21 protein-coding genes and 1 tRNA gene are annotated in these 26,052 nt (G+C 48.7%); 7 read left to right on the top strand and 15 right to left on the bottom strand.

Annotated features, from left to right (window positions below; all coding sequences use genetic code 11):
* Positions 1-529: 529 nt before the first annotated feature.
* From CFERDRAFT_RS00110 to CFERDRAFT_RS00125, 4 genes are all read right to left on the bottom strand, one after another.
* On the bottom strand, positions 530-3,898 hold the full coding sequence (locus CFERDRAFT_RS00110) for a DEAD/DEAH box helicase (protein ID WP_040432794.1): 3,369 nt from the start codon (positions 3,896-3,898) through the stop codon (positions 530-532).
* Positions 3,895-4,710: a HamA C-terminal domain-containing protein gene (locus CFERDRAFT_RS12660; protein WP_006365408.1), complete on the bottom strand. Its 816-nt coding sequence runs from the start codon at positions 4,708-4,710 to the stop codon at positions 3,895-3,897. Before CFERDRAFT_RS12660 ends, CFERDRAFT_RS00110 begins: the two co-directional genes overlap by 4 nt.
* Before the next feature lie 203 nt (positions 4,711-4,913).
* Positions 4,914-7,445, bottom strand: coding sequence for an AAA family ATPase (locus CFERDRAFT_RS00120; RefSeq protein WP_006365149.1), 2,532 nt, complete (start codon positions 7,443-7,445; stop codon positions 4,914-4,916).
* A 107-nt stretch (positions 7,446-7,552) separates the two neighbouring features.
* Complete coding sequence (locus CFERDRAFT_RS00125) at positions 7,553-8,605, bottom strand: DUF2971 domain-containing protein (RefSeq protein ID WP_232209713.1); 1,053 nt, start codon at positions 8,603-8,605, stop codon at positions 7,553-7,555.
* Positions 8,606-9,325: 720 nt separating this feature from the next.
* On the opposite strand from CFERDRAFT_RS00125, the gene CFERDRAFT_RS00130 reads away from it, so the two are divergent.
* Positions 9,326-9,412 (top strand) — tRNA-Ser (locus CFERDRAFT_RS00130).
* Between the two features lie 653 nt (positions 9,413-10,065).
* Here the strand turns inward: CFERDRAFT_RS00130 and CFERDRAFT_RS12240 are convergent.
* A complete protein-coding gene (locus CFERDRAFT_RS12240) occupies positions 10,066-10,236 on the bottom strand; it encodes a hypothetical protein (RefSeq protein ID WP_006365150.1) in 171 nt (56 codons plus the stop codon).
* A 131-nt stretch (positions 10,237-10,367) separates the two neighbouring features.
* On the opposite strand from CFERDRAFT_RS12240, the gene CFERDRAFT_RS12245 reads away from it, so the two are divergent.
* The 3 genes from CFERDRAFT_RS12245 to CFERDRAFT_RS00140 all read left to right on the top strand — a co-directional run bounded on the left by CFERDRAFT_RS12245 (position 10,368) and on the right by CFERDRAFT_RS00140 (position 11,354).
* Positions 10,368-10,529, top strand: coding sequence for a hypothetical protein (locus CFERDRAFT_RS12245; protein ID WP_156777945.1), 162 nt, complete (start codon positions 10,368-10,370; stop codon positions 10,527-10,529).
* A 92-nt stretch (positions 10,530-10,621) separates the two neighbouring features.
* Positions 10,622-11,086: a zeta toxin family protein gene (locus tag CFERDRAFT_RS00135; RefSeq protein WP_006365155.1), complete on the top strand. Its 465-nt coding sequence runs from the start codon at positions 10,622-10,624 to the stop codon at positions 11,084-11,086.
* A gap of 46 nt (positions 11,087-11,132) precedes the next feature.
* A complete protein-coding gene (locus tag CFERDRAFT_RS00140) occupies positions 11,133-11,354 on the top strand; it encodes a hypothetical protein (RefSeq protein ID WP_040432795.1) in 222 nt (73 codons plus the stop codon).
* 193 nt (positions 11,355-11,547) lie between these two features.
* Here CFERDRAFT_RS00140 and CFERDRAFT_RS11805 read toward each other — a convergent pair whose 3' ends face one another.
* The 8 genes from CFERDRAFT_RS11805 to CFERDRAFT_RS00175 all read right to left on the bottom strand — a co-directional run bounded on the left by CFERDRAFT_RS11805 (position 11,548) and on the right by CFERDRAFT_RS00175 (position 18,849).
* Positions 11,548-11,826 carry a BrnA antitoxin family protein gene (locus tag CFERDRAFT_RS11805; protein ID WP_232209727.1) on the bottom strand — a complete coding sequence of 93 codons (279 nt, stop codon included), beginning with the start codon at positions 11,824-11,826 and terminating at the stop codon, positions 11,548-11,550.
* 129 nt (positions 11,827-11,955) lie between these two features.
* The gene (gene htpX, locus CFERDRAFT_RS00145) at positions 11,956-12,831 is read right to left on the bottom strand and encodes a protease HtpX (RefSeq protein WP_040432796.1); all 876 of its coding nucleotides are present in this window, start codon (positions 12,829-12,831) and stop codon (positions 11,956-11,958) included.
* Positions 12,832-12,844: 13 nt separating this feature from the next.
* Positions 12,845-13,684, bottom strand: coding sequence for a M48 family metallopeptidase (locus CFERDRAFT_RS00150; protein ID WP_006365157.1), 840 nt, complete (start codon positions 13,682-13,684; stop codon positions 12,845-12,847).
* A gap of 131 nt (positions 13,685-13,815) precedes the next feature.
* Positions 13,816-14,085: a hypothetical protein gene (locus tag CFERDRAFT_RS00155; protein ID WP_006365158.1), complete on the bottom strand. Its 270-nt coding sequence runs from the start codon at positions 14,083-14,085 to the stop codon at positions 13,816-13,818.
* A 112-nt stretch (positions 14,086-14,197) separates the two neighbouring features.
* On the bottom strand, positions 14,198-15,853 hold the full coding sequence (locus tag CFERDRAFT_RS00160) for an autotransporter outer membrane beta-barrel domain-containing protein (protein WP_156777946.1): 1,656 nt from the start codon (positions 15,851-15,853) through the stop codon (positions 14,198-14,200).
* Between the two features lie 71 nt (positions 15,854-15,924).
* The gene (locus tag CFERDRAFT_RS00165; protein WP_006365160.1) at positions 15,925-16,800 is read right to left on the bottom strand and encodes a PstS family phosphate ABC transporter substrate-binding protein; all 876 of its coding nucleotides are present in this window, start codon (positions 16,798-16,800) and stop codon (positions 15,925-15,927) included.
* Positions 16,801-16,874: 74 nt separating this feature from the next.
* On the bottom strand, positions 16,875-17,735 hold the full coding sequence (locus CFERDRAFT_RS00170) for a phosphate ABC transporter substrate-binding protein (protein ID WP_006365161.1): 861 nt from the start codon (positions 17,733-17,735) through the stop codon (positions 16,875-16,877).
* Between the two features lie 229 nt (positions 17,736-17,964).
* Entirely contained in the window at positions 17,965-18,849 is an 885-nt protein-coding gene (locus tag CFERDRAFT_RS00175; RefSeq protein ID WP_006365162.1) for a PstS family phosphate ABC transporter substrate-binding protein, read from the bottom strand.
* 246 nt (positions 18,850-19,095) lie between these two features.
* Between CFERDRAFT_RS00175 and CFERDRAFT_RS00180 the strand changes: the two genes are divergently transcribed.
* A complete protein-coding gene (locus CFERDRAFT_RS00180; protein WP_006365163.1) occupies positions 19,096-19,812 on the top strand; it encodes a type 1 glutamine amidotransferase in 717 nt (238 codons plus the stop codon).
* Positions 19,809-21,161 (top strand): deoxyribodipyrimidine photo-lyase, encoded by a 1,353-nt coding sequence (locus CFERDRAFT_RS00185; RefSeq protein ID WP_006365164.1) that lies wholly within the window; start codon positions 19,809-19,811, stop codon positions 21,159-21,161. The genes CFERDRAFT_RS00180 and CFERDRAFT_RS00185 overlap by 4 nt, the downstream gene beginning before the upstream one ends.
* Positions 21,162-21,198: 37 nt before the next feature.
* Here CFERDRAFT_RS00185 and rnr read toward each other — a convergent pair whose 3' ends face one another.
* Positions 21,199-23,622 (bottom strand): ribonuclease R, encoded by a 2,424-nt coding sequence (gene rnr, locus CFERDRAFT_RS00190; protein WP_006365165.1) that lies wholly within the window; start codon positions 23,620-23,622, stop codon positions 21,199-21,201.
* A gap of 437 nt (positions 23,623-24,059) precedes the next feature.
* A complete protein-coding gene (gene corA / locus CFERDRAFT_RS00195) occupies positions 24,060-25,184 on the bottom strand; it encodes a magnesium/cobalt transporter CorA (RefSeq protein WP_040432858.1) in 1,125 nt (374 codons plus the stop codon).
* Between the two features lie 118 nt (positions 25,185-25,302).
* Between corA and CFERDRAFT_RS00200 the strand changes: the two genes are divergently transcribed.
* A complete protein-coding gene (locus CFERDRAFT_RS00200) occupies positions 25,303-26,019 on the top strand; it encodes a DUF3592 domain-containing protein (RefSeq protein WP_006365167.1) in 717 nt (238 codons plus the stop codon).
* Positions 26,020-26,052 lie beyond the last annotated feature (33 nt).

Here is a 26,052-nt window from a genome sequence, read left to right on the forward strand (position 1 = left end):
CGGTGTGAATATTGAAAAAGTGAGCTGCAAGAGGAACAAAAAATACCGAAGAGCCGAACCCTCCAATGGTTCCGCCAACTTCCTAAAGAAACGCGGTCACAAAAAACAAAACCGGAACATACCAGGGCAGTGTGGCTACAGGATAAAGAAGTAAATAATGGACAGTAAACGCCTTTTACTGTCCATTATTTGAAACGCAATCAAACGGCAAGGCAAAAGAGACTGTAAAGTATTTCAATAATTGCAATTAAATCGGCAGCTTTACATAAATCATGTTATACAACAAATTATAATATAGAAGTTGTGGGCTTGTGTGGAGCTGATATTGCTTGGAAAAAAGGGATAGCCGCAAAAGATTATTTGTTCCACATCCAATTGGTGCCGTTACTCTGGCAGACGGCCAGTGGATGATTGGAACGCCCATCCTCCTGTCCTCCGCTTTCTCACGGGCCACTTCTGTCCAGATGATGCATTGCACATACTTCAGTATTTTCTGGTGTTCTCCTTGTATCGGAAACAGCTAGAAGATCTAATCACCAAAAGAGATCGTCGGTGCTTGAAGGCGAGGGTCTCGGCAGTGTAGGCACCAGAGATCTCCGGTTCGCAGGAAGATAAACCGTAGATCGTTGGCTAGGTCATAAAATGGAAGATCTTCCGTTGACTTGGCCCGGAAAACAAACCGACAATCGGTGGAACATAGGAATGCTGTATCTTGCTCAGGAAGCTTTCTTGAATGAAGGCTTGTTATCTCATGCGGGACTTGCAACTTGAAGTTTGAAAAAGACGGTATTTCCTCCTCACTTGACGTCTGATCCTTTTCCAATAAATCCAACCAGTTTGCTGTTTTAGGTGAGATTGATGATCTGAGATCTTCAACCGTTTCAGGGTTGAGCAATGCATTACGAATCCTCTTTGGGCTTGCGGTTGAATCCAGCACGAATGCTCCAAGCTCGACTGCTGAAGCTCGAGACCGAATTCCTGCCAGGAAGACCTTAGCTGCTGCTTGATTGGGGAGACCCAATTCAAGTAACAGGCTTACCAAACCAAGCGCTTCTCTCCTTTCCTCCTCAGTTTCTTGGTCGAGTTTTTGGGCAACTGCATGGAAAAGCCACGACAGCTCATAGCCATAGAATTCAGTGCAAATTTTCAGCGGATCATCCTCTAAAGATTCCCGGATCGCCAATAATGGCTGACCTCTAAGCCATTGGGGGCGGACTACATCAAGAAGCTCCTTTGAAGCAATCGAGCCGCAAATAGCAGACGCATTAACTCTCGCCCAATCCTCGAATTCTGAAACCAAAACTGCGATGGCAGTATCATTCTGATCACTAGCCAAATAGGCATCGGTACACTGGCGAAAAAACTCCAAGTCCCTAAAGGCGAGTTTGCCTACAGAGAGAGGCAATCCAGATGAAATAATCGCTTGTCGGGCAGGAGCGTCAGGAACATCTCTCAGAATCGATGTGGTTCGGGCTTTCAACAGCGAAAGAACTGACGCGCTGTCTTCGTTCTCCATTGCTTCAGCTTGGATCACCGCGAGAGAACCCTGAAATGCAGATTCAATCCAATCAATTTGATCTCCTGACGGGTCGGCACCTTTATACGCAACATGTAGCGTTAAAAGCTGATCGTCAAATAAATCCATCAACGATCGGACCCCCTCGGCGTGCCGATTCAAGGATTCATAATCACTGTTTGCAACTAGTTCGAGGAATGTTTCGAAAGTGACTCCGGTTTCTTTTGCAATGCGTTTCAAAATACGAATCACCTGCAACAAGCCGCTCTCGACTTTGTCTATTTTCAGGATGTCGAGATACTGGTTTGCCAAATTCATTTCGTGCTTAATCTGCCACACGGCTTTCGTGCCATCGATTGCGAAGAGAACCTTTCCCTCTCCATCTACATACGCTCGCCCAGCACGCCCACAAATGTTCCAAAAGTCACGTTTCGTAATGTGCCTTTTTTTTCCTATCAAGGTCTGAGACACAATCACCGACGAAACTCTGATATTTACTCCCTGCCCGAGTGTGGTTGTTGCAACGATCACTAAGGGATTCCCCGCTGCCATGAGGTTTTCGATCGCGATCCGGACTTGGGGAGGAAGTCGATTGGAATGGCAAACAATCCCAAGTCTGGCCGCCTCAAGTTCGATACAATCAGGCCCCAACTCTTCACTGCAAACTGCCTCAAATATCCGCCACTCCGTATCAGGCCACGTATGGGTCTTTTCCTCGCCTTGGAGAGCTAGTATAACAGACCGAGCCATTGATGGCACCCACTGCGCTTGACCGGCAAATATTAATACAGGCCCGATTTCAGATAGGCGCACAGCGGTGGCGGCGACAGCCTCAGTCTTCGACCTTGGGAATTCTCTAGCCTTCTTTTTACCAGGTTCAACCACCCATCGAAAATCAACAAAATCAGGATTGAAGCATCGACTTTCGCTACGCCATTCGATTTGCACTCCATTCTTTGTCCATCGGAGAACGCCAAAGCGCTCATCCGATGGTTTCCAGTCTGATTGCGCTAATGCGGACTCACTACCACCGATCCATGTCGCAAGCTCTGTGGCATTCGGAAGAACTGCAGAAAGTAATAGAATGCGCGTACTTCGATTTCGAGAAAGTAGCCGGAGGTGCTCAAGAAACAATTCATTTTTGACATTCCGTTCGCTCCCTCCAAGAAGGTGACCTTCATCAATGACGATCAGTTTGACGTTATCAAACAATTCAGGGGCCGCACGCAACATCGCCTTCGTTTTTTCAGGCGTCGCAATGAGGAGGTGTGCCTCGAGAACCATTTCGCGGTCTACCCCACTAAAACGGGAGCCTCCATAAAGGTGCGAAATGGAAAAACCAAGAGCCCCAAGGTATTTTTCAAAAGTCCGCTCCAGCTCAAATGCTAGAGATCGAAACGGCGCCAAATAAAGAACCTTAGCTGTCGAATTGGCTCTTAACTCTTTAAGTATCGCAAGTTCTGCGACCCGGGTCTTTCCTGCACTTGTTCGCAAGTTCACGACTCCACCTAAGTTGTCGCCATTTAGAGCGAGCTCAAGAGCTGCAAGTTGGGATCGCCAAAGCTCAGTTACCGGCGGTTTAACCAAAGCAAGGAGGCTTGCATAATCACCGATAGTAGACTTCCCGTCAGGGCCAAAGAACGGTGGAAGACAGACCCAAAGTGACCCCCGCCCATAGTCATTGAACATCAATCGGAGGATTCGTGCTATCCACCAAAAGCTCGGGTTGGCTCCAGCCTCACTGATGATCATCGCATCGGCTAGAATAGCATCAGCATTAGTAAGTAGCTCTGCTTCGCCTGAGATCGAATGCTCAAGAACGTGTGCAACCGATCGAGCGATAAGAAGATCAAGAGCTCTCCTGTCTGCCTCAATGAAATCCTCTTCGTATAGGGGCTGTTCCCGGAGAAGAACGTCATTAAGCCTTGGAATCAACTTGGCAAAATCCTTTCTGAGGAAGCTAGCAATGATCCCTGCGACTGGTGTGATAGTTTCCGTGGCTTTGATGAGCACGTATGCTCGTGAATAGTGACCACATGCGTAAAAAGCCATCGCCCCAATTAGGCAATGGAATCCGCTTACGCTCTCAGTTCGAGCGCTCGTGCGATGGGTGCTTTCCAGCAATTCGCCAGCCGAGTGAAGTTGTAGGATCCCCTCACCAAGCAAGTCTTGTTCCACCAGACTACAACCAGCGCTAAGCATTCGGTAGGCTACGAAAGTGACACGATCGTCGAGGCCCTCCGTGAATCCCGGAAAATGTTCAGGCAACTCGTGAACTTCTTGAAGCAACTGCTTTGCCTTTGCCTGAGAAATGAAATTTGGAATTGGCTCAACTCGCAACGCAGATGCGATGCTTCGCGAATGCTCAACTGAAAGGCTCATGGTGTGGACTCCAATCCATTGAAGCAAGAATTAACAAGACCTTCCCCATCGGAGAGGGTCATCGAGATTACCGCGATTCTTCGCAGAGATGAAATAGCGTTTTTTTCAACATGGGTAGGCGCTAAGTGGTTGCTCGCAAGAAGTCCAACATGGTCAATCCGTAATCTATTCCTCACAAATAGATCAGCGCACTCTTCGATCCGTCGCCCAAGCGCTTCATTTCTTTCCACGATTAGGCGATTTGCAACGAATTGAAGGGAAACAGGTAGCCCTCCTCGGAATGATCTTTCGAGTGATTCAATGATGTCAGTGACAGCCTTCTTCGATGACGCTCCACGAAACTTTGCCTCGCCGACGATTATACGGATAGGATGAGCATTCAAATCGAAAGCCAACACGTCATCACCCTTCATGGACTGATCAACGTTCGGGTTGTATCGCAAACGATAAACGGGTAAGTCCGCGTTGCAAGAAGCAGTTACATACTCGCAGAGGAGAACCTCTGTCCAGTTTCCCTTGCGAGTCTTTGGATTAGTTGGAAATCGAGTGAGAGGGAGTGTAAGCCCTTGCCGAGCGTAAGCTTCCCTGCGCAGCCGATCACGTTCTAAATCCTCCGGTCTGGAGTGATGAGTGCGAAGAAATTCCCTCATCGCGGCGACAAACTGGTCAACATCCGAGTCTGTCTCAGAGAGCGTGCGGGTGGGGATTCCATGCTCTGAATGACCATCTTCGTATGAAAATCGCTCGCCAATCGGATGTGGAGAAACCGGATGGGTTCCAACAACTTCTTCGAATGTGTAATGGTTAGGCATCTCGATGCGAAATTAATAATTCATGAGCGCGATTCTTTGCGGTCATTAGTTTGGGTTGATTAAATGTAGAATGTTCAATCTATAATGAGACGTTGAGATCCTTATGTCCGGCTCTTGGATTGAAGTGTTCCTTATCATTCGAAATTTTTCATTGATCATGAATTCGGACTTGAACGGTTTTGTGTTCTGAGGGAACCGGCTCGCTACTTTCTTCCTATGATAGCTGTCTCAATTGCCTTAATCTTGTTGTAGCGAGTTTGGAACATCGCCTTGTCTGTGTTGACGTAGGCGTTTCGCGGATCATCGTGTTCAGCGATGCTTAGCTTTGCAAAAAGGTCTCTCAAAGACTGGGCCTCGGCAGTCAGAAGTGCAACTACCTTCGTGAAGTCGTCGAAGGCAGATACCTGTTGGTTCTTTTGTTTAAACTGATGTCGCTGTTTGTTGAATACGTGGGTATTCACAACTGCTTCGATTAGCCGGCGCATTTTTCCGGCCATAACCTCCTTCTGAGGCTTAGTCGGTTCGCCAGCGATAGCTAAAATCGCTTCGATATCGGTCTTCAAATCGTCAACATTCTCGCTGTATTCATCCAGTGCGACGCAGCTCTCTAGAACATGCACGCTCATTTGTTGATTCAATCGCGAAGTATTCAGGGTCATCTGCATTTGAACGAAAAACTCCCAGTTGTGGGTGAGCACAATTATCTGACGATTGGAGTGTGCTTGAATCAAATCGCGCAGCCGATTGCAATAGTTCCCGATGTAATTGTAGTCGAAACTGGAGATCGGATCGTCAAAGACGATTACTTGCTGCTCGCAGGTCTCAAGTTCAGCAAAGAACAAAGCAAGGGCGTGTATTCGTAGCTCTCCCTCACTCAAAACAGACTCAATCCTCTGACCAGCCACATGGTGATCGACAGTAACAGCTCCATCACCACCTACGTCTTTCAACTCGACCCCGAATGCACTCATATCTTTTTCAGCGAGAGCAAGATACTCTTCATTCAATCGGGTTTTAAAATCCTCTACAACTAATTCCTTGTGCGCCTTCTTTGCTGTCGAAGTAACCTTGCGTAACACTGACTTGAAATCCGGCAAGGTAGCAACCCAAAAAGCAGCGATTTCCGTCCACTTGCGCGCGTCAGTCAATAGTTCAATGTTGTCCGCAATCTCCTTGGCGTAAAGAAGACCTTTGCATTCTGTGGAGAGTTGCTCCAACTGCTTTAGAAGCTCTTCACGGTCTTTTCCCGCATTTTCGATGAGCGTCTCTTTCTCCTCCAGGCACGACGAAAGATTATCGCTGAATTTTCGAATAGACAACGCTGCATCTTTGCCATCTTGGTCAATTTCCTCTCCAGCCTTGAATCGTAACTGAACCGCCTTCCCAAAGTTCTTAATGGTTTCAATTGTTTCTGAGGTCAAGACCGAGCCTTTTGCCCAATCGTCAGGCGAGGTATCAGAAATCACTTTAAAATTCTTTTCTGAAGTCTTAATAAGTTTACGGAGTTCGGTAATGGCAATATCCAGTTCGCCAGTCAAAAGCTCAGCGTAGAGCTTGAACAGTTCAAGCTCACTCTCCTGAAGGCTTTGCTTACAGAGGGGGCACTCTGCTATTTCCAGAGAATGAAGACTGCAAACTTCGTTGGCTGGTCGAATGAGAGCCATCAACTTCTCAAGAGTTGCGCCTGAAGGAATGAGCGACTTGGCGAGAAGTTCGAGCTCGTTCTCTTTGGCTTTCAGAATTGTAGCCTGCTCAACAGGATCAATCTCAATAAGCTTTTCAGATGCGCTGAGGATCGGTTGAATTTCCCCAAGGAGTGCTTTCAGTGCTGCAACTTCACCCTTTAGCAATTTGAGACCTTCTTCTGAAGTTGCTTTCTCGAGATCAGTCTTCGCGGTCAGTTTTTCTTCCAGTCCGCTCTCCGCGGAATAATTGTCAGCCAACTCAATCTCGGCATCTAGGGTCGTGATTTGTGGTTTATCCAAACCGGCGAGCACAGTACCATCGAAAGGTTTAAACTTCGTGCGGATCTGCACCAAAGCGCTCGTGAGATGGGTCGCATTTTCGCTCTGTCTTCTGTGAAGCTCCGTACGCAAGGTTTCGCAATGATTTATCGCGGTCTCAAACACTTCCAATTTGAATGGGGAAAGTTCGATGATTCGACCTGGTTGGACAGAATTCCGAATATTATGAAATGCAATTCCAGTATCGAAATACTTGAGGGTGGTTGAGCAAGCACCGTAAGCCGCGGGTGGTGACCAGGATTGTGCTGTCACATCCGAAGCGAATTTATAGGCGAATGATGGTGATGTAGTCGTGGTCACGCGAACGTCATGGAGTGGGCGACGAGGAGCATCGTTCGATGCCAGAATTTGAAGTGCTTCGCACAAGCTAGATTTCCCACTTCCGTTAGATCCAAAAATGATCGTGACTCGTTTAGGAAAAGAAGCTACCAAGGAATCGCCTAAACGTTTAAATCCATTAAACGGGCCAATAACTTCGAGACGTTCGATAGCGGCGGTAACGGCTCCAGTAAGCGCATTGGCTACTGGCGGGGCTGGTTGTCGAAGGTAGCTTACCTTTTTCGTGAATAATTGAACAAGAATTTCAAGGTCAGTAGGATCAAGGGACGTACTTCCAGTTGCAGCAAGATCACAAATCATCTCCAGCCAAGAGATTCCCTCAGAATGACCAAAGTCGCGAATGTATCCGATCGCATTAGGGTGGGTTGGCATAAGATGCGCTCCAATTAATTATTGAGTTCAATGTCGTTGTACGCGAGTTGCCCGTATCAGGTTCATGCTCTTGTTAGTTGCGGTTTTGAAGATTGTATGAATCACTTTCAAGAAAACGGATTGTTCCACTTAGATCTTTTTTTATCCCATGTATAAGAATCGATGTTGTATTCTCGAAGAACAAACTTTTTGTTGTCCATCGCCATCATGACTATTTCCGCCCCAACCTCTGCGGCAATTTCAATCAATGTATCAATGGTGTGGTTATTCATCTTGCAGCCGAGGAATATTCTCTTGATATATGGAAACGGAACCTTGTTATCATAATAGTCACAAACATCTCCATCGAGAATGATCCGCCATTCGTTTTCGTAACTCCATTTTGCTGACTTAACGATATAGGTTTTGTAAAGAATTGCATCGACCTCGCTATCGTGTTGTAAGTTGCCTTTGCTATCGAGCTTAATCCTCTTCAGTTTTGTCTTCGGAATATTCACTCGGTTCGCAGTATAGATGACCGGAAACAATCCGGCATTAAGTGCCACTCTGATTCTTTCATCCATGTAGGCAGACTGATCCGAGTAGAAATCATGATCCATTATGGACAAATTGATTGGTGCCCGGATAAGAGATGTGTCATACTCTACACAGAACCCTTGATGGTTATCAGTGTAGTGAGACCACATTTGAATAATATCGTTGAAACCTTTGTAACGATCTAAGACTGAGAAACTAGCAATCCGGATTTTGGCATTCCGCAATCGAGCCATCTTACTGGTTACTTCCTCTCTAACTTGCCTTATCACATCATAAACATGCCGGTTGAAGGCCTCGCTTTTATCGTCCATCAATTTCCAGAACAGTGTGTGGTATTTTTCAGGCTTTTTTGAAGAATAGTAATCGTATTCAGTGGTTGATGATGATAACCGCTCGAATTCATCAACAGTAAAACCATCCTTACTGTTTTCTGGCTCAACGTATCCATGTTTATTGATGTATTCCAGAAAAACATGCTTCTCGTAACTATCGGTATTGTATCCGGTATGACAGTCAAATGGATCATTAAGAGAAACAGGGTTGGAGAACCATAGTCTCCGATTCTTTATGTCGATGATGTTTTCTGAGGTAGGCTTATAGAACTTGAACAGAGACTCTGGCATATGATTATTTTTCCCATCCAGCAACTCTGTATTGCTCAAAACAATTTTCGAAAAACTGTTACTATACTCGGTCTTGCGCCGAAAAACGTTGTCAATGAAGGCTTTTTGCCATTTCGCTTTCGACTCACGATTTACGAAGTACATTATAACCTCTCTTGGCTACGTTTCATTTGACTGCTAAATTTGTTTAGACAGACCTGCCTAATTCTTTAAAAGCAGAAAGTTGATTTCTATATAAAAACCAAACAATTACCAATTAAATACAATCGGCGTATTTTTTTTAAAGGGAGATACCTCGTGTGTAAAACTCGCTTCTTCCTAATTTAGGCAGATCAGTATAACCCATCATGTCATTTTTATTAATGTAGCTAATCGAATACATTTTTCAGTATTTATACGCATTATATGGTCACAAGAAAACGATCATCCGATACAGGCAGGAGAGGTTCACAGTAAACTCTTCGTTTTCAGGTTTAATGCTGATAATGTATTTTATCGTAACTAAATACCAGAAAGAGAAGCGCTATTCCCTGTAGCATAGACGTTGCTCTATCCGCCTGAGTTACGAGGAACAGCCTGATTCTCTGCACTACCTGCACTTTTGCCAAAGCGCAAGTACCATTACAGACAAATAGCGTGTAAAACTGTGCGGAAAAAGGTGCGGATTTTTTTAAATTCACTGCCGTCAGCCACGGGCAAAGCTGAAACAGCATCAGTTCAGGAGAGGTGGCAGAGTGGTTGAATGTGACGGTCTCGAAAACCGTTGTGCGCGCAAGTGTACCGTGGGTTCGAATCCCACCCTCTCCGCAACAAAAAGAGCTTCCGTAAAACAGGGAGCTTTTTTTGTTCGTGACTGATGCATGAAAAATGGGGTGGGATGAGAACCCGCGGAGTGGTGTTCGACAAATGGGCCGCACAAGCGGAACATTTGGACGGCGACCGAAGGGTAGCCGCCCCGCGGGCGGGGTGAGAAGCAAAGCTTCGAATCAATCCCACCCTCTCCGCATAAAAAGAAAGCTTCCGTAAAACCGGGAGCTTTTTTTGTTCGTGATTGACCCATGAAAAATGGGGTGGGATGAGAACCCACGGAGTGGCGTTCGACAAATGAGCCGCGCATGCGGAACATTTGGACGGCGACCAAAGGGTAGCCGCCCCGCAACGCGGGGTGAGAAGCAAAGCTTCGAATCAATCCCACCCTCTCCGCATAAAAAGAAAGCTTCCGTAAAACCGGGGGCTTTTTTTGTTCGTGATTGAATCATGAAAAATGGGGTGGGATGAGAACCCACGGAGTGGCGTTCGACAAATGAGCCGCACAAGCGGAACATTTGGACGGCGACCGAAGGGTAGCCGCCCCACTTTCGGGGTGAGAAGCAGAGCTTCGAATCAATCCCACCCTCTCCGCATAAAAAGAAAGCTTCCGTAAAACCGGGAGCTTTTTTTGTTAGTGACTGGCAAATGTTTCAATCAAGGGGTGGAATGTTGCTGGGGTGGATGCTCTGCCGATTTTGCTGTCGCACCAAGGTTGTTTTGCCTGCCTGGCGCGGCCCTGCAACCAAAACAACTGGCGTGTCGGCCAGCGCTTCAGCAATGCGCATTTCAATCAGGCGAGGGTAGAGAGAAGACTTATTCATAAGCACTTGGAACCGTAAAATATGGAATCGATGAGCATAAAATATGGAATCTATTGACCTGAATTACGGAATGTAAATCAGAATAGTAACATGCAAAAAACCTTGGTCAGGAAAATTCAAGCAGGGAGTTCATGTTTCTCAGTACCGAACTCGATGCTATCGAAGATGCCCGGACCGCGAGGTGGTTTGCTTCGGCATGGTTTTTGGAGCGGAAGCATCCGGAGCGTCGGGGCAAGCGTGAGGTTCTTCCGGCTGACGACAGGGAGCGAGATGAGATTGGGGTGATCGCATGAGGGCGTTCTCTTGATCTCTCTATGGGAGAATGAGATAAAATCTTTACCTTTTTAAAAGGATCTACGTTTAACGTTCACAGTGACAGAGAAGATTGAAAAAAATTATCATCATTGCCGGGCCTAACGGAGCGGGCAAAACAACCTTCGCAAGGGACTTTCTTCCACGGGAAGCTCACATGCTTCGTTTTGTGAATGCTGATCTTATTGCCGCCGGGCTATCACCGTTTAATCCTGAAGTTGCAGCCTTTAAAGCAGCGAGAATAATGCTCAGGGAGATTGATGATTGTGCGTCAAATGGTGAGAGCTTTTCTTTTGAAACAACACTATCCGGCCTTACCTATCTGCAAAGGATTAAAGATTGGAGATCTGAAGGTTATATTGTTAAAATATGGTTTCTCTCATTGGACTCTGCTGATATTGCCGTGTCGCGAGTGGCAGAACGTGTCATGCAGGGTGGTCATAATATTCCTGAAGAGATTATTCGTCGCCGGTTCGCAGCGGGTCTCACCAATTTTCAAAATAAATATAAGGCTGTAGTGAACGCCTGGGCAATGTAAGATGGAACAGTCACTCCGCCAAAAATGATTGAATGGAGCTAAGATTATGAATACAACAGACATTCGATTATCCCCTGACCCTGATATGGCTGGCTCGTATGCCGCGATGCAGCGGGCGGGCAGGTCTGCTGAGGATCTGGCTATCCAGACCAATACAGCGATCATTACTAAAATTGATGGTAAGGTTGTCCGTCTTACGGCCGCTGAGATTATCAAGCGCCGTGAAGCAACTGCAAGTGAAGCCGGTGATTCAGCACCTACTCTTTAAGGCAACAGCTTCCATTTCTTCTTCGATTTGCATCCCGATTACACCCCCTTAGCTGAGCATATACTGCTTTAGGACGTTCCCTGCCTTTAGCGGCCTTATCGCGCAGTGTCCGGTTGACCGTAGAATTCGGTCACATTTCACGCGCTACGGGAATGGCGCGTTACATACGTACGAAGACACCATCCATTCGAGATTACCAACCTTCACCGGTTGACTTGAAGTAGGCGATGACCTCGGGGCTATAACGCACCGACACAAGCAGCTTCTTGTTTTCAGACCTCCCGGACGACCACGCAGGGCTCGGATTGGTACCATTCAGTTGCTTTGGCGTGTGGTTGTACGTCAGGATCACTTTTAGCTGCCGCAGTAATGGCCCTGTCCTCTTCCGCAGTGGGCATGAGGATAGTTGAACGCTTAGAGATTTTCGACATAGTGTTTTACCTCGCGACGATCGGGATGAGAAGTATATCATCAAATCAATCCCACCCTCTTCGTATAAAGAGAAAGAGGCTGTCTCAGAAGCCAAACTGAGGCAGCCTCTTTGCTTTCGGATGCTGAGTTCTGCACGTTTGAGGGAGCCGGACACAACCGGGACAAAGCCCTAAGATCCCCGGAGGGCAGCTATGCGCTCTTCGAGACTCGGGTGGGTGGCGAATAATTTTTTCAGGCCGTCGGCCGGGTTCCCTGATATGGCGAAAGCGGCTAATTGTGCGGGCATGACGGTGGCCCGCTGCGTCAACTGAAGCTTTTCAAGCGCCGCAATCATCTTCTCTCTTCCGGCCAGGGTTGCCGCTCCGGCATCAGCGCGGAACTCCCGTTTGCGTGAAAACGACATCACAACAATTGAGGCCAGGATGCCAAGCATGATTTCGGCGATGATTCTCGTTATGAAAAAAGCCGGCCCTGTGCCCCGTTTGGTGTTAAAAACCGCCTTATCGACTACATATCCGATGACGCGAGAGAGAAATATAACAAAGGTATTCAGGACACCCTGAATCAGGGTCAGCGTCACCATGTCACCATTGGTGATGTGTGAAATTTCATGCGCCAGGACACCTTCCGCCTCGTCGCGGGTCATTGCACTGATCAGACCCGAAGAGACCGCAACCAGTGAGCGGTTTTTAGTCATACCGGTAGCAAATGCATTGACTTCAGCAGAGTCGAAAATGGCAACTTCCGGCATCCCGATTCCAACCCTTTGCGCCTGTGTTCTCACCGTGTTCAGAAGCCATATTTCAGCTTCGTTGGCGGGATTTGTAATGACAACCGCGCCGGTGAATCGCTTGGCCGTCCACTTTGAGAGCGCCAGGGATATAAACGCGCCGCCAAAGCCGAAGATGAGCGAAACAACCATCAGACTGCCGAGATCAAGACCTCCCTCCTTCAGGTATGGCTGCACGCCGAGCAGGCTCAGGGTAACGGAGAGCACCAGAACTATGGCCAGGTTGGCGACAAGGAAATAGAAAACACGCTTCATAGTGAACTCCTCTCTATTTGCGGTAATAGCGCATCGCTTCAGGAATTTCCGACTGAATCTGGCGAATCCGGGATTCCGGGGCCGGGTGGGTACTGAGAAATTCGAGAGGCCGGTTTCCCGGTTGTGCGGCCATACGCCGCCAGAAAGGGACGGCTTCATTCGGATCATATCCCGCCATAGCCATAAAGATCAGGCCGATATGATCAGCCTCGGTCTCCTGCATGCGGCTGTAGGGCATAAGAAAGCCGAATGTGGTACCGATACCATATATTCCTGCCCAGAGATCCTTGGTCTTCTGTGACTGTGACGAAAGCGCCTCATTTAATGCTATACCTCCCATCTGGCTGATCAGGGCCTGACTCATCCGCTCATTGCCGTGACGGGCAATAACATGGGCGATCTCATGCGACATGACAACGGCAAGTCCTGCCTCATTTTTGGTAAAGGGAAGAATGCCGGTATAGATGACAACCTTGCCGCCGGGAAGGGCAAAGGCGTTGACATCCTTTGACTCAAAAAGCTTGAACTCCCAGAGATAGCCATTAACCTCCGCTGCCATGCCATTCGAACGTAAATAGTGCTCAACGGCGAGCTGCAAACGGGTGCCGACATTTTTGACCAGAGCCGTATTTTTCCTGTCTGCGCTCTCCTGATTCGATTTTTTGAATTTGCCGTACGTTTCGTTGCTCAAAGCGAGCATCCCAGAAGAGGAGACAATATTGAGTTGCGAACGGCCGGTAATCGGCACCGTCACACATGATGAGAGCAGCATGCAGTGCAGAAGCAGCAGAAGAGCCCATGAGCCCTTGTGCTTCAAAGCGCACACCAGAGAGGATTCAGGCTTCGTTTGCATAGAAACAGCAGTAAGTGCAAGAAGCGTTGTCAGCAATGACGACAAGCTCAATATAGCGCTTGTCCGATCAGAAAGTCAACCAGAGAACATCTGCTTTCCGCAGAGCATGGCCATGCAAAATCTGATTACGTTTATTCAGGGGGATCGATGGTATCGACCGGCAGCATTTTTGAGAGCAGTTCACCGGAAGATTTAAGCAGCTCCTGACTTTTGGGGTGCAGTGCCAGTGAAGCTGCCAGAATGCCGATACCTCCCACTCCAATTCCATGAATGGCGTGCAATGCCAGAGGAAGGGCGAATGGAATCGCCAAAGGGAGGGCGAGGGCGATGGGTGCCAGTTTTACAATTCCGGAAATATCCTCCTGTATTTCCTGTTCTTCTGCTTCCTGCTCTTCAAACATGACCAATGCCGGTTAGTTACCGTTACCACTCCACATAGCCTCATTAACCACCTTGAAACTTATCCTTTTTTATGCTCATGCACTAAAAAAAATAATACGCCATCACAAGACGTCAAAACAGATAATTCATGGCAAGCGCAAAACCTGATTGCCGGTCACCCGACTGCGCCTGACGGAAACACTCTGCGACAAAAAACAACTCTTTCGAGAGCGCCGTTTCAATGCCTGCCCTGCCCGTAAACATCTGTGCTCCACCGGTAGCCGAAGAGGTTGTAAACGAGTCACTCCTGCCGTTCATGGAGGCTCTGACCTCCTGTGCATCAAGACGTCCTGCACAGGCCCATCCGATAACAACATAGGGGGTAATGGTTTTCTGCTCATGCATCGTGATCGCTCTCTCAAAGCGCACATCCGCCCTGCAGTGGAGGGTTTCGGTATGCGCGGCCGCAACGGTCAGGTTCAGACTTTCAGCACCGGTTTCAGTAAAACTGTTTCTGGACTGGTAGAGCCACCCGAAACCAAACGAGGGGCGAATGTTCAGCATACCGGCATTAACCAGAACACCCGCTCGCAAACCGATATCCGCATTCCATCCTTTATAATCAGCGGTTGCCGTTCTTGCTATGCCGCTGAGCGGAGAGAGGAGAGGGCCATGCGGAGAGGGCAGATAGAGGGTGCCGATAGTGATATTTCGCGATGTCTCATCCGCTGTTGAACCCACACTCACCTCCCCCTGCAGAAATGCCCGGTCTATAACCACTGCCGAGTAGGCCGCTGCCCTGTAATAGTCCGTAACCGCCTGCCCGCCGTTGTCAGCCCAGTAGACGCTGCCATGCATCCATGCGAGGGAGATACCTGAAAGGGTACGATCGGAACTCTTTTGGTCGAAACCGAGAATCATCGCATTGATATCGCCGTCATATCCCGAGTCGGGCGAGTGCTGAAAACTCCTTGCGGCTTTTATCCAGAAACCCGGCATTGATGAACGAACGGCAAACCGGTCGATACGGTCGTCAATGGCTTGATTGTGCAGCTCCACTGCATAGTATGCCGAGGAGGCAAGGTTATCAAACCGTTGTGCCGTAAGCGTACCAAGTGCACTGTTGAACAGGTCGCGACTCGCGGGATTACAGAGCACGTCGAGCGTATTGTACACCGATTCCATATCGGAGTATGCCGCCGGAGTATCCCCGGCAAGGTAGGTGGCAACCGCGCGACTATTGTCGGTATCGGCCATGTCCGGCCAGTAGAGTACAGCTTCCGGCACCGGTTGCGCATTAAAAAAAATGGTATAGGGTCCACCGTTGGCCTGTGATTGCTGACCGCCGCCGTCTCCCCACCCCTCAATCGGACCGGCAAGACCCGTATAGAATGATTCACCGGTGACGGATAAACCAAGTGTCATCATGGATGGCGTGTTCGGCAGGGCAAAAAAGTTGCGGATCTTTTGAGCACTCAGGCCGCGAACCGAGCTGATGCGCATCACCCAGCTTCCCTCCTGACCGGAAGCGTTTGATGAAGCCGAAGGATTATAAAAACGGATAAAAAACTGGGGCGTCGTCGTTGTAATGCTGGTTACGCTTGTCGTCAGCGCCCATGGCCCTCTGCCGGCAGCGTAACCGGCATTAAGCAGAGCGGGATCGACAAGAAAGGGGGTGTTTTGTGTGCCGACCGGCTGCGTAAGGGTACGCCAGTCAGCAGCTCCGGCACGCAGAGGAACTCCTGCAATCGTCAACAGGAGAAACAGATACAAAACAGAGCGAGTCACATGGGTCTCTGTTTATCAGAAATTCGGGAGGCCTCGCGACATGCCCCAAGACTGAGCAGCCTCACACACACTCAATCAACCGGGATAAACCCGTTTTCAGTGAGCCTCTCCCTGCCATCGACTGTTGATGAATACTCAACAAATCGCTTGAGCACACCAAAAGGTTTTTCATTCGTGTACATGTAGAGTTTTCTGCAAAGGGGGTAGGTACCGTTTTTTATGGTGTTGGGCGTGTGATCGATACCATTGACCAGAAGCGGTTTGACTGATTGATCAATCCAGCTGTGCCCGATATATCCTATCGCATTCGGTGTCACATTGACACGGGTTCTGATTTCGCGATTGTTGAAGAGCGTTATCACTTTCATGGATACCGGCGTTTTACCCATAACGATGTCGTTGAAGGTCTCCACCGTACCGCTCCCCTGCTCCCGCTGAAGCAGCACAATCGGTCGATTCGGCCCTCCAAGCTGACTCCATTTGGTATAGGTACCTGCATAAATTTTGCGAAGTTGATCAATTGTCAAACTTTTCAGAGTATTACCCGGATGAACGACCATGACGATCGCACCCAGGGCAACCGTGTGCGGAACCGGATTTACCCCCAGAGCCCTCGCCTCGGCCAGCTCTTTATCGTTCATCAACCTTGTCGTGCTGGCAATGTCACAATTTTTGTAGAGCAGCGTGTATATGCCCCGTTCTGTATCACTCTCATTGACTCTGACAATAACTCCATCACTCCTGAGAAAATCAAAGGCAAAAAGGTTGGCGATAAGACCGGGTGAAGGGGCTCCGTCTATAACAATGGAGTTACCGGAAAGAAGACCGGTTGGAGAGCCCGGAGTTCCGGCTTGAAAAATCTCGGCTTTGAGCGTTCCGGCAGCAGCAATGGTGAAGAGGAGAGCACTCAATAAGATGCTCCTGATAACACTGAGAGTTTTTTTCATGAAACAACCTGTTTTATTAAAAAAACAAACTGCACTCTGCCTTTCAATTAAACAAAAATCCTGATCACCTCCACTCAATCAGCGGAGACATAACCGTTTTCAATGACCGCTCTTTGGCCTTCGTAGGTTTTTGAGTACTCAACAAATCGCTGAAGAACACCGAAAGGCTTTCCGTTTGTGTACATATAAAGAGGCCTGCTAAGTGGATAGGATCCATCTTTTATGGTCACAGGCGTGTGATCTATCCCGTTAACCAGAAGCGGTCTGACAGAACTATCAATCCAGCCGTGCCCGATATATCCAATCGCATTCGGAGTTTCATTGATCCTGCTTCTGATTTCGCGATTGTTGAAGAGCGTTATCACCTTCATAGACAAAGGGGTTTTCCCCATAACGATGTCGCCGAAGGTCTCCTCAGTACCGCTCCCTTGCTCCCGCTGAAGCAGCACAATCGGGTGATCCTTTCCCCCAACCTCCTTCCAGTTGGTATAGGCTCCTGAATAGATTTTTCGAATCTGATCGATACTCAACTCTTTTATGGAGTTACCGGGATGAACCACCATAACGATCGCACCGAGAGCAACCGTGTGCGGCACCGGATTCACACCCTGACTTCTGGCCTCGGCCAGTTCCTGATCGTGCAAGAGCCTGGTCGTCGTGGCAACATCACAATTTTTGTAGATCAGTCCGTAGAGCCCCCGTTCAGAGTCACTCTCATTGACTCTTACCACGATGCCATCCGATTTGAGGAAATCAAGCGCAAAAAGATTGGCAATAAGGCCGGCTGAAGAAGCCCCGTCTGCAATAATTTTATTGTCGGATACCAGTCCGGAGGTAATCGCTTTGTTGCGGGCGTCAACACCTCCTGCCGTGAAGATGCTGAAAAGAGCAGCACCGATGCCTATCCTTTTAATAAAACTGATAGTTCTTGTCATCAACGCAAGATTTTATTAATAAAGAGCATGGAGTGTGAAGAGCAATTGTAAAAGAGAGAACACACAATTCGCTCTCTTAATTCAATTACAAGAATTTCTTGTTGCGATTACAACTATCGGGGGAGAGGATTACTTGTTGATAACGGAGGGGTTACAGCGGTAAGAAGCCCGCGGGCACGGGCTTCTTTGTTACAACGTATGGGATAAGTTGTTCAGAGATCCATCCCGTTTACCGGTTTTCTGCGATAAAACCGTTTTCGCTGAGCGATCTCTGACCCTCAGGAGTTAATGAGTAATCCACAAACCGTTTCAGTACGCCGGTCGGATGACCATTTGTATACATGTAGAGAAGCCGGTGAAGCGGATAGCTCTCATCCTTGATGGTTTTCGGCGAGTGATCCACGCCATTAACGGGAAGCGTTTTGACCGAGTTATCAATCCACCCACGCCCGATCATGCCAATGGCGTTGGGTGTGGATGCAATGCGTCCGATGATTTCGCGATTGTTGAAGAGGGTTATCGCTCTCATTGAAATCGGACTCTTTCCCATAACAATGTCACGAAAGGTCTCCTGTGTACCGCTTGCATTCTCGCGCTGCAGCAGCACAATCGGCCGATTCGGGCCGCCAAGCTGGCTCCAGTTGGTATAGGTACCAGCATAGATATTGCGAATCTGGTCAAGGGTCAAGCCGGATAGGGAGTTAGCAGGGTGTACTACCATAATGATGGCATCGTGGGCAACGATGTGCTGAACCGGTTTTACACCCTCCCGTTTGGCCTCTGCCAGCTCATGGGCGTGTATCGGTCTGGTGGTCGAGGCAATATCGCAGTTTTTATAGATCAGGCTGTAGATGCCCCGCTCGGAGTCGCTCTCATTGACCTTCACCACAATACCATCGGTTTTCAGGAACTCCAGGGCGAAAATGTTGGCGATAAGACCGGTTGAGGGCGAACCATCAACGATGATTTTATTGTCGGCAATAAGTCCCGTTTGCAGCGTACGTGCAGTAAGAACGGCATCGGCTCCATGAGCTGCAACCGTACCGGTAGAGAGCAGACTGAAAAAAGCTGCGCTCTTAAAGACCTTCTTGACAATACTTATAGTTCTTTTCATGAAGGGATGACTTCATTAAATACATCAACGTGGAATCTGTAGCGAAAATTAAAAAAGCACAACACACTGTGCTGAATCTTCATATCAAGAAAAAAATTATCTGAAAATATAAAAGAATCTTAAGTCATTTGAATCAAGAGTTTCATCAGCTTTTGTTGTACTTTTTTTAATATTCGAAAAAAGATATTGAATAAAAAAACCTGTATTGATGCCGAATTGAACCAGTTAAAGTAACTGACATCCCCTATGAAAAAGCCTCTCCTGATCGTCAAAAACATCACCCACGAGGCTCCCGGACTGATTGGAACGGTTCTCACTGACAAGCATATCACATCGCATGTCGTGGATCTTGCTGCGGGTGACAGCTTCCCGGATCCACGAAACTATAACGCCGTTGTGGTACTTGGTGGCCCTCAAAGCGCCAATGACCTGTCCCCCTCGATGCTGATGCAGCTCGGCCGGATCGAAGTGGCGCTTCAGGAAGAGATCCCCTACCTCGGCATCTGCCTCGGCATGCAGACTCTGGTAAAAGCAGGAGGCGGAAAGGTGCTGAAATGCCCCGTTCAGGAGATCGGGTTTACAGACCATGAAGGCGAAGAGTACCGCATGCAGCTCACTCTGGAAGGAAAAGAAGACCCTCTTTTTTGTGGACTTTCAGAGAGCATCAGGGTCTTTCAGCTTCACGGAGAGACCGTTGAGCTTGCTGCGGGGATGAAGCTGCTTGCCTCAGGCAAACAGTGCCCGATACAGGCTGTCAGGGTTGGAGAGTGCGCTTATGGATTGCAATGCCATGCTGAAATGACACTGATCATGTTTTTGTCATGGCTTGATATTGATGCTGATCTGAAAAGAGAGAATCGCACGGCCCTGATCGAAGAGTTTGAATCATTCCGGCATGAGTACACCGCAACAGGGATGCAGCTTATCAACAATTTTCTCCGTATTTCCGGCCTTGCCTCATGATTGATCCCCGCCGCATAACACTCCTCAACAACTGCCGGGATGCGAGCGGCCCGGTCATCTACTGGATGTCACGTGACCAGCGGGTCCGGCATAACTGGGCACTCCTGTTTGCCCGAAAAAAGGCAGAACAGTTGCAGCAGCCGTTGAAGGTGGTTTTCACCCTTGCACCATCCTTTCTCAATGCCCCGCTCCGCCACTACGACTTCATGCTTAAAGGACTTCATGAGGTTGAAAGAGCGCTCCGGAGGCTGAACATCCCCTTTTATCTCGTGCAGGGTGAACCGGAAATCGAACTTCCCCGCTTCGCCCGTGAGATGAAGGCCGGAGCTGTGGTGACCGACTTTTCGCCACTGAAAATCAGCAGAGAGTGGAAACGCAGGGTTGGCGCTCATCTCCCGCTGCCGCTCTATGAAGTCGATGCACATAACATTGTTCCCTGCCGGATCGCATCCGCCAAACAGGAGTATGCCGCAAGAACGTTCCGGCCGAAAATCAAGAGCCTGCTTGGCGAGTTGCTCACCGGATTTCCACAGCTTGAACCGCTTGAGGCAACAACTGAATCACATCCTGTTGATTGGTCAAGCATCTCTTGCAGCCTGAAAGCCGATCATCGGGTGGCACCTGTCGAGTGGCTGAAACCGGGAGAGGAGGCTGCGGCAAACTGCCTGGACACCTTTCTTGAAAAGAGACTCAGCTCCTATGCAGAACTGCGCAACGATCCGAACAGCGGCGTGCTCTCCAATCTCTCTCCCTACCTCCATTTCGGTCAGATCAGTGCGCAATACATTGCGCTGCGGGTATCAGAAAGCCGGATGCCGGATGAGAGCAGGAGCGCTTTTCTTGAAGAGTTGATCGTTCGCAGGGAGCTCTCGGATAACTACTGCTTCTATAATGACCGCTACGACTCCTTTGATGGCAGCCCGACCTGGGCAAAAGAGTCGCTCATGAACCACAGGAATGATCACCGGGAATACCTCTATACTGCCGACGAGTTTGCCACGGCCAAAACGCATGACCGGTTATGGAATGCCGCCCAGCTTGAGCTGGTTACAACCGGAAAAATACATGGCTACATGCGCATGTACTGGGCAAAGAAGATTCTTGAATGGAGTGAAAGTGCGGAGCAGGCCTTTGAAACAGCCATGGCACTCAATGACCGCTACGCTCTTGACGGCAGGGATCCCAACGGCTACGCAGGAGTTGCATGGTCAATCGGCGGAGTGCATGACCGCCCATGGTTTGAACGGCCGGTTTACGGTAAAATCCGCTATATGAACGCATCCGGATGTGCACGGAAGTTCGATGTCGCACGATACATCGCACGCTTTGAAGAAAAAAAGAGTATGTAGGGGCGACCCTGAGTGGTCGCCCTTACATGTGCAGGAGTTACTGTTGAGCCGGTTTGCTGTCAGATTTCGTCTCGGATTTGCTGTCATCTATGGCAAGATCGATGGTACGGCGCTGAATATCGACGCTGTGCACCATAACCTTGACGCGCTGACCGATCTGGAGGCGCTTCTTGCGGCGCTTGCCGACAAGTGAGTAGGTCGCCTCATCATATTCGTAGTAGTCGTCGGTGAGGTTGCGCATGTGCACCATTCCCTCGATGGCAAAATCAACCATTCTGACATAGATGCCGTAGTCGGTTGCTCCTGAAATAACACCGGGATAGACCTTGCCGACATGACTTGCCATATACTCAACCTGCTTGAGCTTGATGGACTCACGCTCGGCTTCGACGGCACTTTTCTCCCGCTCGTTGGATATCTGGCAGACGGTCTGAATCTTGTCTGTCAGCTCCGCAAGGCGCGCGCTTGTGATTTTGCGGCGTTTCTTTCTGAGACCCTCATACTCAAAGAGCAGACGATGTACAATAAGATCCGGATAGCGCCTGATGGGTGAAGTAAAGTGGGTATAGTGCTCGAACCCGAGACCGAAATGGCCAAGATTGTCGCCGGTATAGACCGCTTTGGACATGGAGCGCAGCACAAGCTCGCTTACAAGAAACTCGACATTGGTTCCCTTGACCTGCTGCAGGAGCTGACGGAGAGCCTTGGCGGTAACAATCGGTCCCTCCTTGCCCCGGTTGAGCTTGAGATCAAAGCCGAACCGTTTGACGAAGTTGGAGAGAATGATCACCTTCTCCTGCTGGGGTGAGCCGTGAACACGGTAGATAACCGGCTGTGCCTCTTTTTTGTTCTCCTTGAAGGTTCGGGTCAGATACTCTGCCACCTTGCGGTTGGCAAGCAGCATGAACTCCTCAATAAGCCGGTGGCTGCCGAGCCGCTCTTTTCTCATAACCTCAAGCGGTTCACCCTTGCTGCCGAGCTTGAAACGAACCTCTTCGGTTTCAAAGTCCAGACCACCATGCTTGAAGCGCTTTTCACGAAGCAGCACGCTGATACGATCCAGCAACTGCAGTTCGTCACAATAATCACCCTTGCCCTTCTTCAGAATCTCCTCAACATCTTCATAGGCATAGCGGCGCTTGCTGTGGATGACCGTTTTCTGAAACTCGTGCTTGCGGACTTCCCCCTCTGCGGTCATGGTAAAAAAGACGGAAAAGGCCATCCGGTCAACACCGGGATTGAGGCTGCATATCTCTTCGGAAAGGCGTGACGGCAGCATGGGAATGACCCGGTCCACCAGATAGACCGAGGTCGCCCGTTTGAGTGCCTCACGGTCAAGAGGAGAGTTCTCGGGCACATAATGCGAGACATCGGCAATATGCACACCTATGCGATAGAGACCATCTTCAAGCGTCTCGACAGAGAGCGCATCGTCGAAATCTTTTGCATCAACAGGATCGATAGTAAAGACAACTTTGTCGCGGATATCAAGGCGCCCTTCAAGATCCTTTTCGGTAATGCCTTCACGGATGGATGAGGCAAAATCAACAATCTGTTTGTCAAAGGTCTCATCAATGCCCTTGCTTCGGGCAATGGCGCTCACCTCAACCGATGAATCGCCCGCCTCGCCAAGAACCTCAAGCACCTTTGCCTGTATGACCCCTTCACCGGTGAAATCAAGGTCACCGACCAGGACTTTCTGACCTGCCTTTGCTTTTGCAGAGAGACGGATCGGCACAACGATTTCAGGAAGCAGCTTTCTCTCATCGGCCTTGAGGGTGAACCTGCGGCCTGACTTTATGAGTGTACCGACAATGGTTGTAATGCGACGGCTGATCACCTTCTGAACAAGACCTTCGCAGCGCTGATGCGGTGTTGATTTCGAAGAGTAGGTATCAGGAACCTTGGTAACCAGTACCTCGACTTCATCACCATGAATGGAAAAATTCAGATCGCCGGCCTTGATGAAAACATCATCATCAAATCCCTCGACATCAATGAATCCGTAACCGTTTGGATGGGTAATAAGACGACCGGTATAACTCTTGTCCACCTTGTACTGCTCCTTTCCGGGCACGGGAAAAGGCTTTATATGAACAAGATGGTCTTCATAGGTTGCCGCGTCCACACCCGACATACCATAACAGCGGTTGGAATCCTTGTCAACCGTACCCTCTTCCTGAAGCTTGTGGAGTACATACCAGAAACCGGGAAGCTGCTTTGACTCCGTGTATCCAAGGACTTTGGCCAGGTCAACCGACCGAAACCGCTCTCCTTCATGGTCGGTAAAAAAGGTGATGATTTCAGCCGCAAGTGAACTTTCACCCCGTCTGAAAAGAAATTCGTTGATCAGGATGTGATCATTTGCCCTTACCCGCTCGCCGGTATGCGATGAAGTCTGCCGCGACTTCTTGCCCGCGGCGGGGCTCTTTGCTTTTCGGTTAAACCGCTGTCTTGCCACTACATTCAATCGTTTATGTTAGGATTCTCCGGCAACCATGCCTGTGAGGCACAATTCCAGCTCCGTTCAGTCAAAGGCTCATCATGTTCCTGAAAGTTAATAACATCAGGAACTTCAGCAAAAAATCAGCACTTTGACAGGTGTGATGGCTTGAAATCCGGATGCAGCAATTTGCCGGGGGAAAAACCGGCTCACTGAGGAGAATGATGAAACTGCATGATGCGAGAATTCCCTGTTTCAGGAGAGTTCAGACGGTGTGCAGATTAGAAACTGAAACTTCAGTTTTTTAACATAATGAATAAGCAACGATAAAACACCCTTTCCTCCCGCTGATTTTCCGTATTACCGCTCCGAATAGCGTTTTCTTATCGATTACTGCCATCAGGGCCGCTCTCGCTTATTACGTTCAAAGCCCGATTGCTGCGTTTAAAGCTGCCCTAAAACCACTTTCTTGTCCGAAAGTAAACCATCATTCCGGCAACAATCATCCCCATGAATCCAAGCAGGACATAGAATCCCCACTGCCATTCGAGTCCCGGCATAGAACGAAAATTCATTCCATAGACTCCGGCAATAAAAGAGAGCGGCATAAATACCGTAGCGATGGTGGTCAGCACCTTCATGATTTCGTTCATCCGGTTATTGACAATGGCAAGCCATGTATCGTACATGCCGATAACGATATCACGATAGGTTTCAATGGTTTCATTGATAAAAATGACATTGTCGTAGACATCCCTGAAAAAAGGCCAGGTAGCTTCATCATCAATGACCGTATAGTGTTCCCTGCTGATACTGTTGATGATCTCCCTCATCGGTCTTACCGATTTTCTTAAAAGAATAAGCTCCTTTTTCAGTAAATAGATGGACTCAAACGTGTCACGCCCTGATGTTTCAAACAGCTCCTGGTCGAGAAGTTCAATCCGGCTTTCAAGCTGCTCAAGTATCACAAAATAACTGTCGACGATAGCATCAATCAGACCATAGGCAAGGTAGTCCGCTCCCCGCTTTCTGACTGATGTCCCGGGGCTTGTTATCCTTGCCCTGAGAGCATCAAACATGTCTCCCGGTCTCTCCTGGAACGTCAGGACAAAATTGCTGCCGATCACCAGACTCATCTGCTCTTCAGTGATCTCGCCTGTTTGAGCATCACAATCAAGTGCTCTGAACACAAGAAACAGGTAGTGTTCAAAGTCCTCTATTTTGGAGCGCTGCTCGGTATGCAGAATATCTTCGAGGGTAAGCGGATGGATATCGAAAAGCTTGCCAAGCGCTTCAATGACCGATACATCATGCAGACCGTCAATATTCACCCAGAGAACCTTCTGCTTATCCTTCAAGGCTGTGCATTCAGCAATGCTCTTGAGCGGCATGTGAAATTCGTGATCTGCATCGTAACCAAAAACCGTTATGGCCGGAAAGTCGGTTTTCTGCTCTCCGATGTGCTGGAGTGTACCGGCAGGCTGCCCTATGGTTTTTGAAATGTTCCGCATCACCTTTTTTATCGGCTTCACTGCCTGGTGAGCTGCCCGGACTTTGCGCAAACTTTTTTTACCTTTCATAATAAACCAGTTTCCATGACGAGAGTGCCGGTATTGGCCCGGCTCTGCCGGAGGCAGAAGAGTAAGACCGTACGATACCATTTATGGAAATATACATGCCATACACCCGGAGAATACCATGAAAGTTCTTACAATCATCAAATATCTCTTCACGGCGTTTGGCATTGCCATGCTCCTGGGCACCTTCTGGATCAGCGAAAATACCCGCACATTCCTCTCAAAAGCCGTTACAACAGAGGGCACTGTTGTGCGCCTCATCGAATCCTGGTCCGGCAGTTCAAACATTTCACATGATTCAAAAATATACCGGCCTGTCATTCGTTTTACCGATGGAAATGGTTCACCGCAGGTGTTCATCTCATCATCAGGCAGCAATCCTCCGGCCTATTCGGAAGGCGAAAAAGTCGAGCTGATCTACCTGCCTGACGACCCTCAAAAAGCACAAATCAATGATCTCTTCTCACTCTGGGCAGGCTCCATCATCCTTGGAGGGCTGGGGGGCGTCTTCCTGCTTGCCGGTGCAGGCATCTTCCTCGTCCCCATACTCAAAGGACGCAAAAACGACTCCCTCAGAGAGCAGGGCACCCCTGTTGAGACAGAGTTTCAGACGGTTTCAATGAATACCGCCGTTTCAGTCAACGGAAACTGTCCGTTTCAGGTTGTAACGCAGTGGAAAAATCCCGCGACGTCAGAGATCCATGTTTTCAAAAGTGACAATCTCTGGTACGATCCGACACAATACATACAGAACAGGCGGATACGGGTATTCATCGACCGGAACAACCCGAAGAGATACTATGTCGACCTCTCCTTCCTGCCCAAACTCGCCGAATAAATCATCTCGCCCGAGCTGAAAAGTCATACGATC

This window comes from Chlorobium ferrooxidans DSM 13031, assembly GCF_000168715.1.
GTDB classification, from domain to species: Bacteria; Bacteroidota; Chlorobiia; order Chlorobiales; family Chlorobiaceae; genus Chlorobium; species Chlorobium ferrooxidans.

What these genes read in the sequence shown, in the direction of transcription:
- CFERDRAFT_RS00110 (WP_040432794.1), bottom strand. Translation starts at nt 3,898, where the DNA reads ATGAGCCTTTCAGTTGAGCATTCGCGAAGCATCGCATCTGCGTTGCGA.
- CFERDRAFT_RS12660 (WP_006365408.1), bottom strand. Translation starts at nt 4,710, where the DNA reads ATGCCTAACCATTACACATTCGAAGAAGTTGTTGGAACCCATCCGGTT.
- CFERDRAFT_RS00120 (WP_006365149.1), bottom strand. Translation starts at nt 7,445, where the DNA reads ATGCCAACCCACCCTAATGCGATCGGATACATTCGCGACTTTGGTCAT.
- CFERDRAFT_RS00125 (WP_232209713.1), bottom strand. Translation starts at nt 8,605, where the DNA reads ATGCCAGAGTCTCTGTTCAAGTTCTATAAGCCTACCTCAGAAAACATC.
- CFERDRAFT_RS12240 (WP_006365150.1), bottom strand. Translation starts at nt 10,236, where the DNA reads ATGAATAAGTCTTCTCTCTACCCTCGCCTGATTGAAATGCGCATTGCT.
- CFERDRAFT_RS12245 (WP_156777945.1), top strand. Translation starts at nt 10,368, where the DNA reads ATGTTTCTCAGTACCGAACTCGATGCTATCGAAGATGCCCGGACCGCG.
- CFERDRAFT_RS00140 (WP_040432795.1), top strand. Translation starts at nt 11,133, where the DNA reads ATGAATACAACAGACATTCGATTATCCCCTGACCCTGATATGGCTGGC.
- CFERDRAFT_RS11805 (WP_232209727.1), bottom strand. Translation starts at nt 11,826, where the DNA reads ATGATATACTTCTCATCCCGATCGTCGCGAGGTAAAACACTATGTCGA.
- htpX (WP_040432796.1), bottom strand. Translation starts at nt 12,831, where the DNA reads ATGAAGCGTGTTTTCTATTTCCTTGTCGCCAACCTGGCCATAGTTCTG.
- CFERDRAFT_RS00150 (WP_006365157.1), bottom strand. Translation starts at nt 13,684, where the DNA reads ATGCAAACGAAGCCTGAATCCTCTCTGGTGTGCGCTTTGAAGCACAAG.
- CFERDRAFT_RS00155 (WP_006365158.1), bottom strand. Translation starts at nt 14,085, where the DNA reads ATGTTTGAAGAGCAGGAAGCAGAAGAACAGGAAATACAGGAGGATATT.
- CFERDRAFT_RS00165 (WP_006365160.1), bottom strand. Translation starts at nt 16,800, where the DNA reads ATGAAAAAAACTCTCAGTGTTATCAGGAGCATCTTATTGAGTGCTCTC.
- CFERDRAFT_RS00170 (WP_006365161.1), bottom strand. Translation starts at nt 17,735, where the DNA reads ATGACAAGAACTATCAGTTTTATTAAAAGGATAGGCATCGGTGCTGCT.
- CFERDRAFT_RS00175 (WP_006365162.1), bottom strand. Translation starts at nt 18,849, where the DNA reads ATGAAAAGAACTATAAGTATTGTCAAGAAGGTCTTTAAGAGCGCAGCT.
- CFERDRAFT_RS00180 (WP_006365163.1), top strand. Translation starts at nt 19,096, where the DNA reads ATGAAAAAGCCTCTCCTGATCGTCAAAAACATCACCCACGAGGCTCCC.
- CFERDRAFT_RS00185 (WP_006365164.1), top strand. Translation starts at nt 19,809, where the DNA reads ATGATTGATCCCCGCCGCATAACACTCCTCAACAACTGCCGGGATGCG.
- corA (WP_040432858.1), bottom strand. Translation starts at nt 25,184, where the DNA reads ATGAAAGGTAAAAAAAGTTTGCGCAAAGTCCGGGCAGCTCACCAGGCA.
- CFERDRAFT_RS00200 (WP_006365167.1), top strand. Translation starts at nt 25,303, where the DNA reads ATGAAAGTTCTTACAATCATCAAATATCTCTTCACGGCGTTTGGCATT.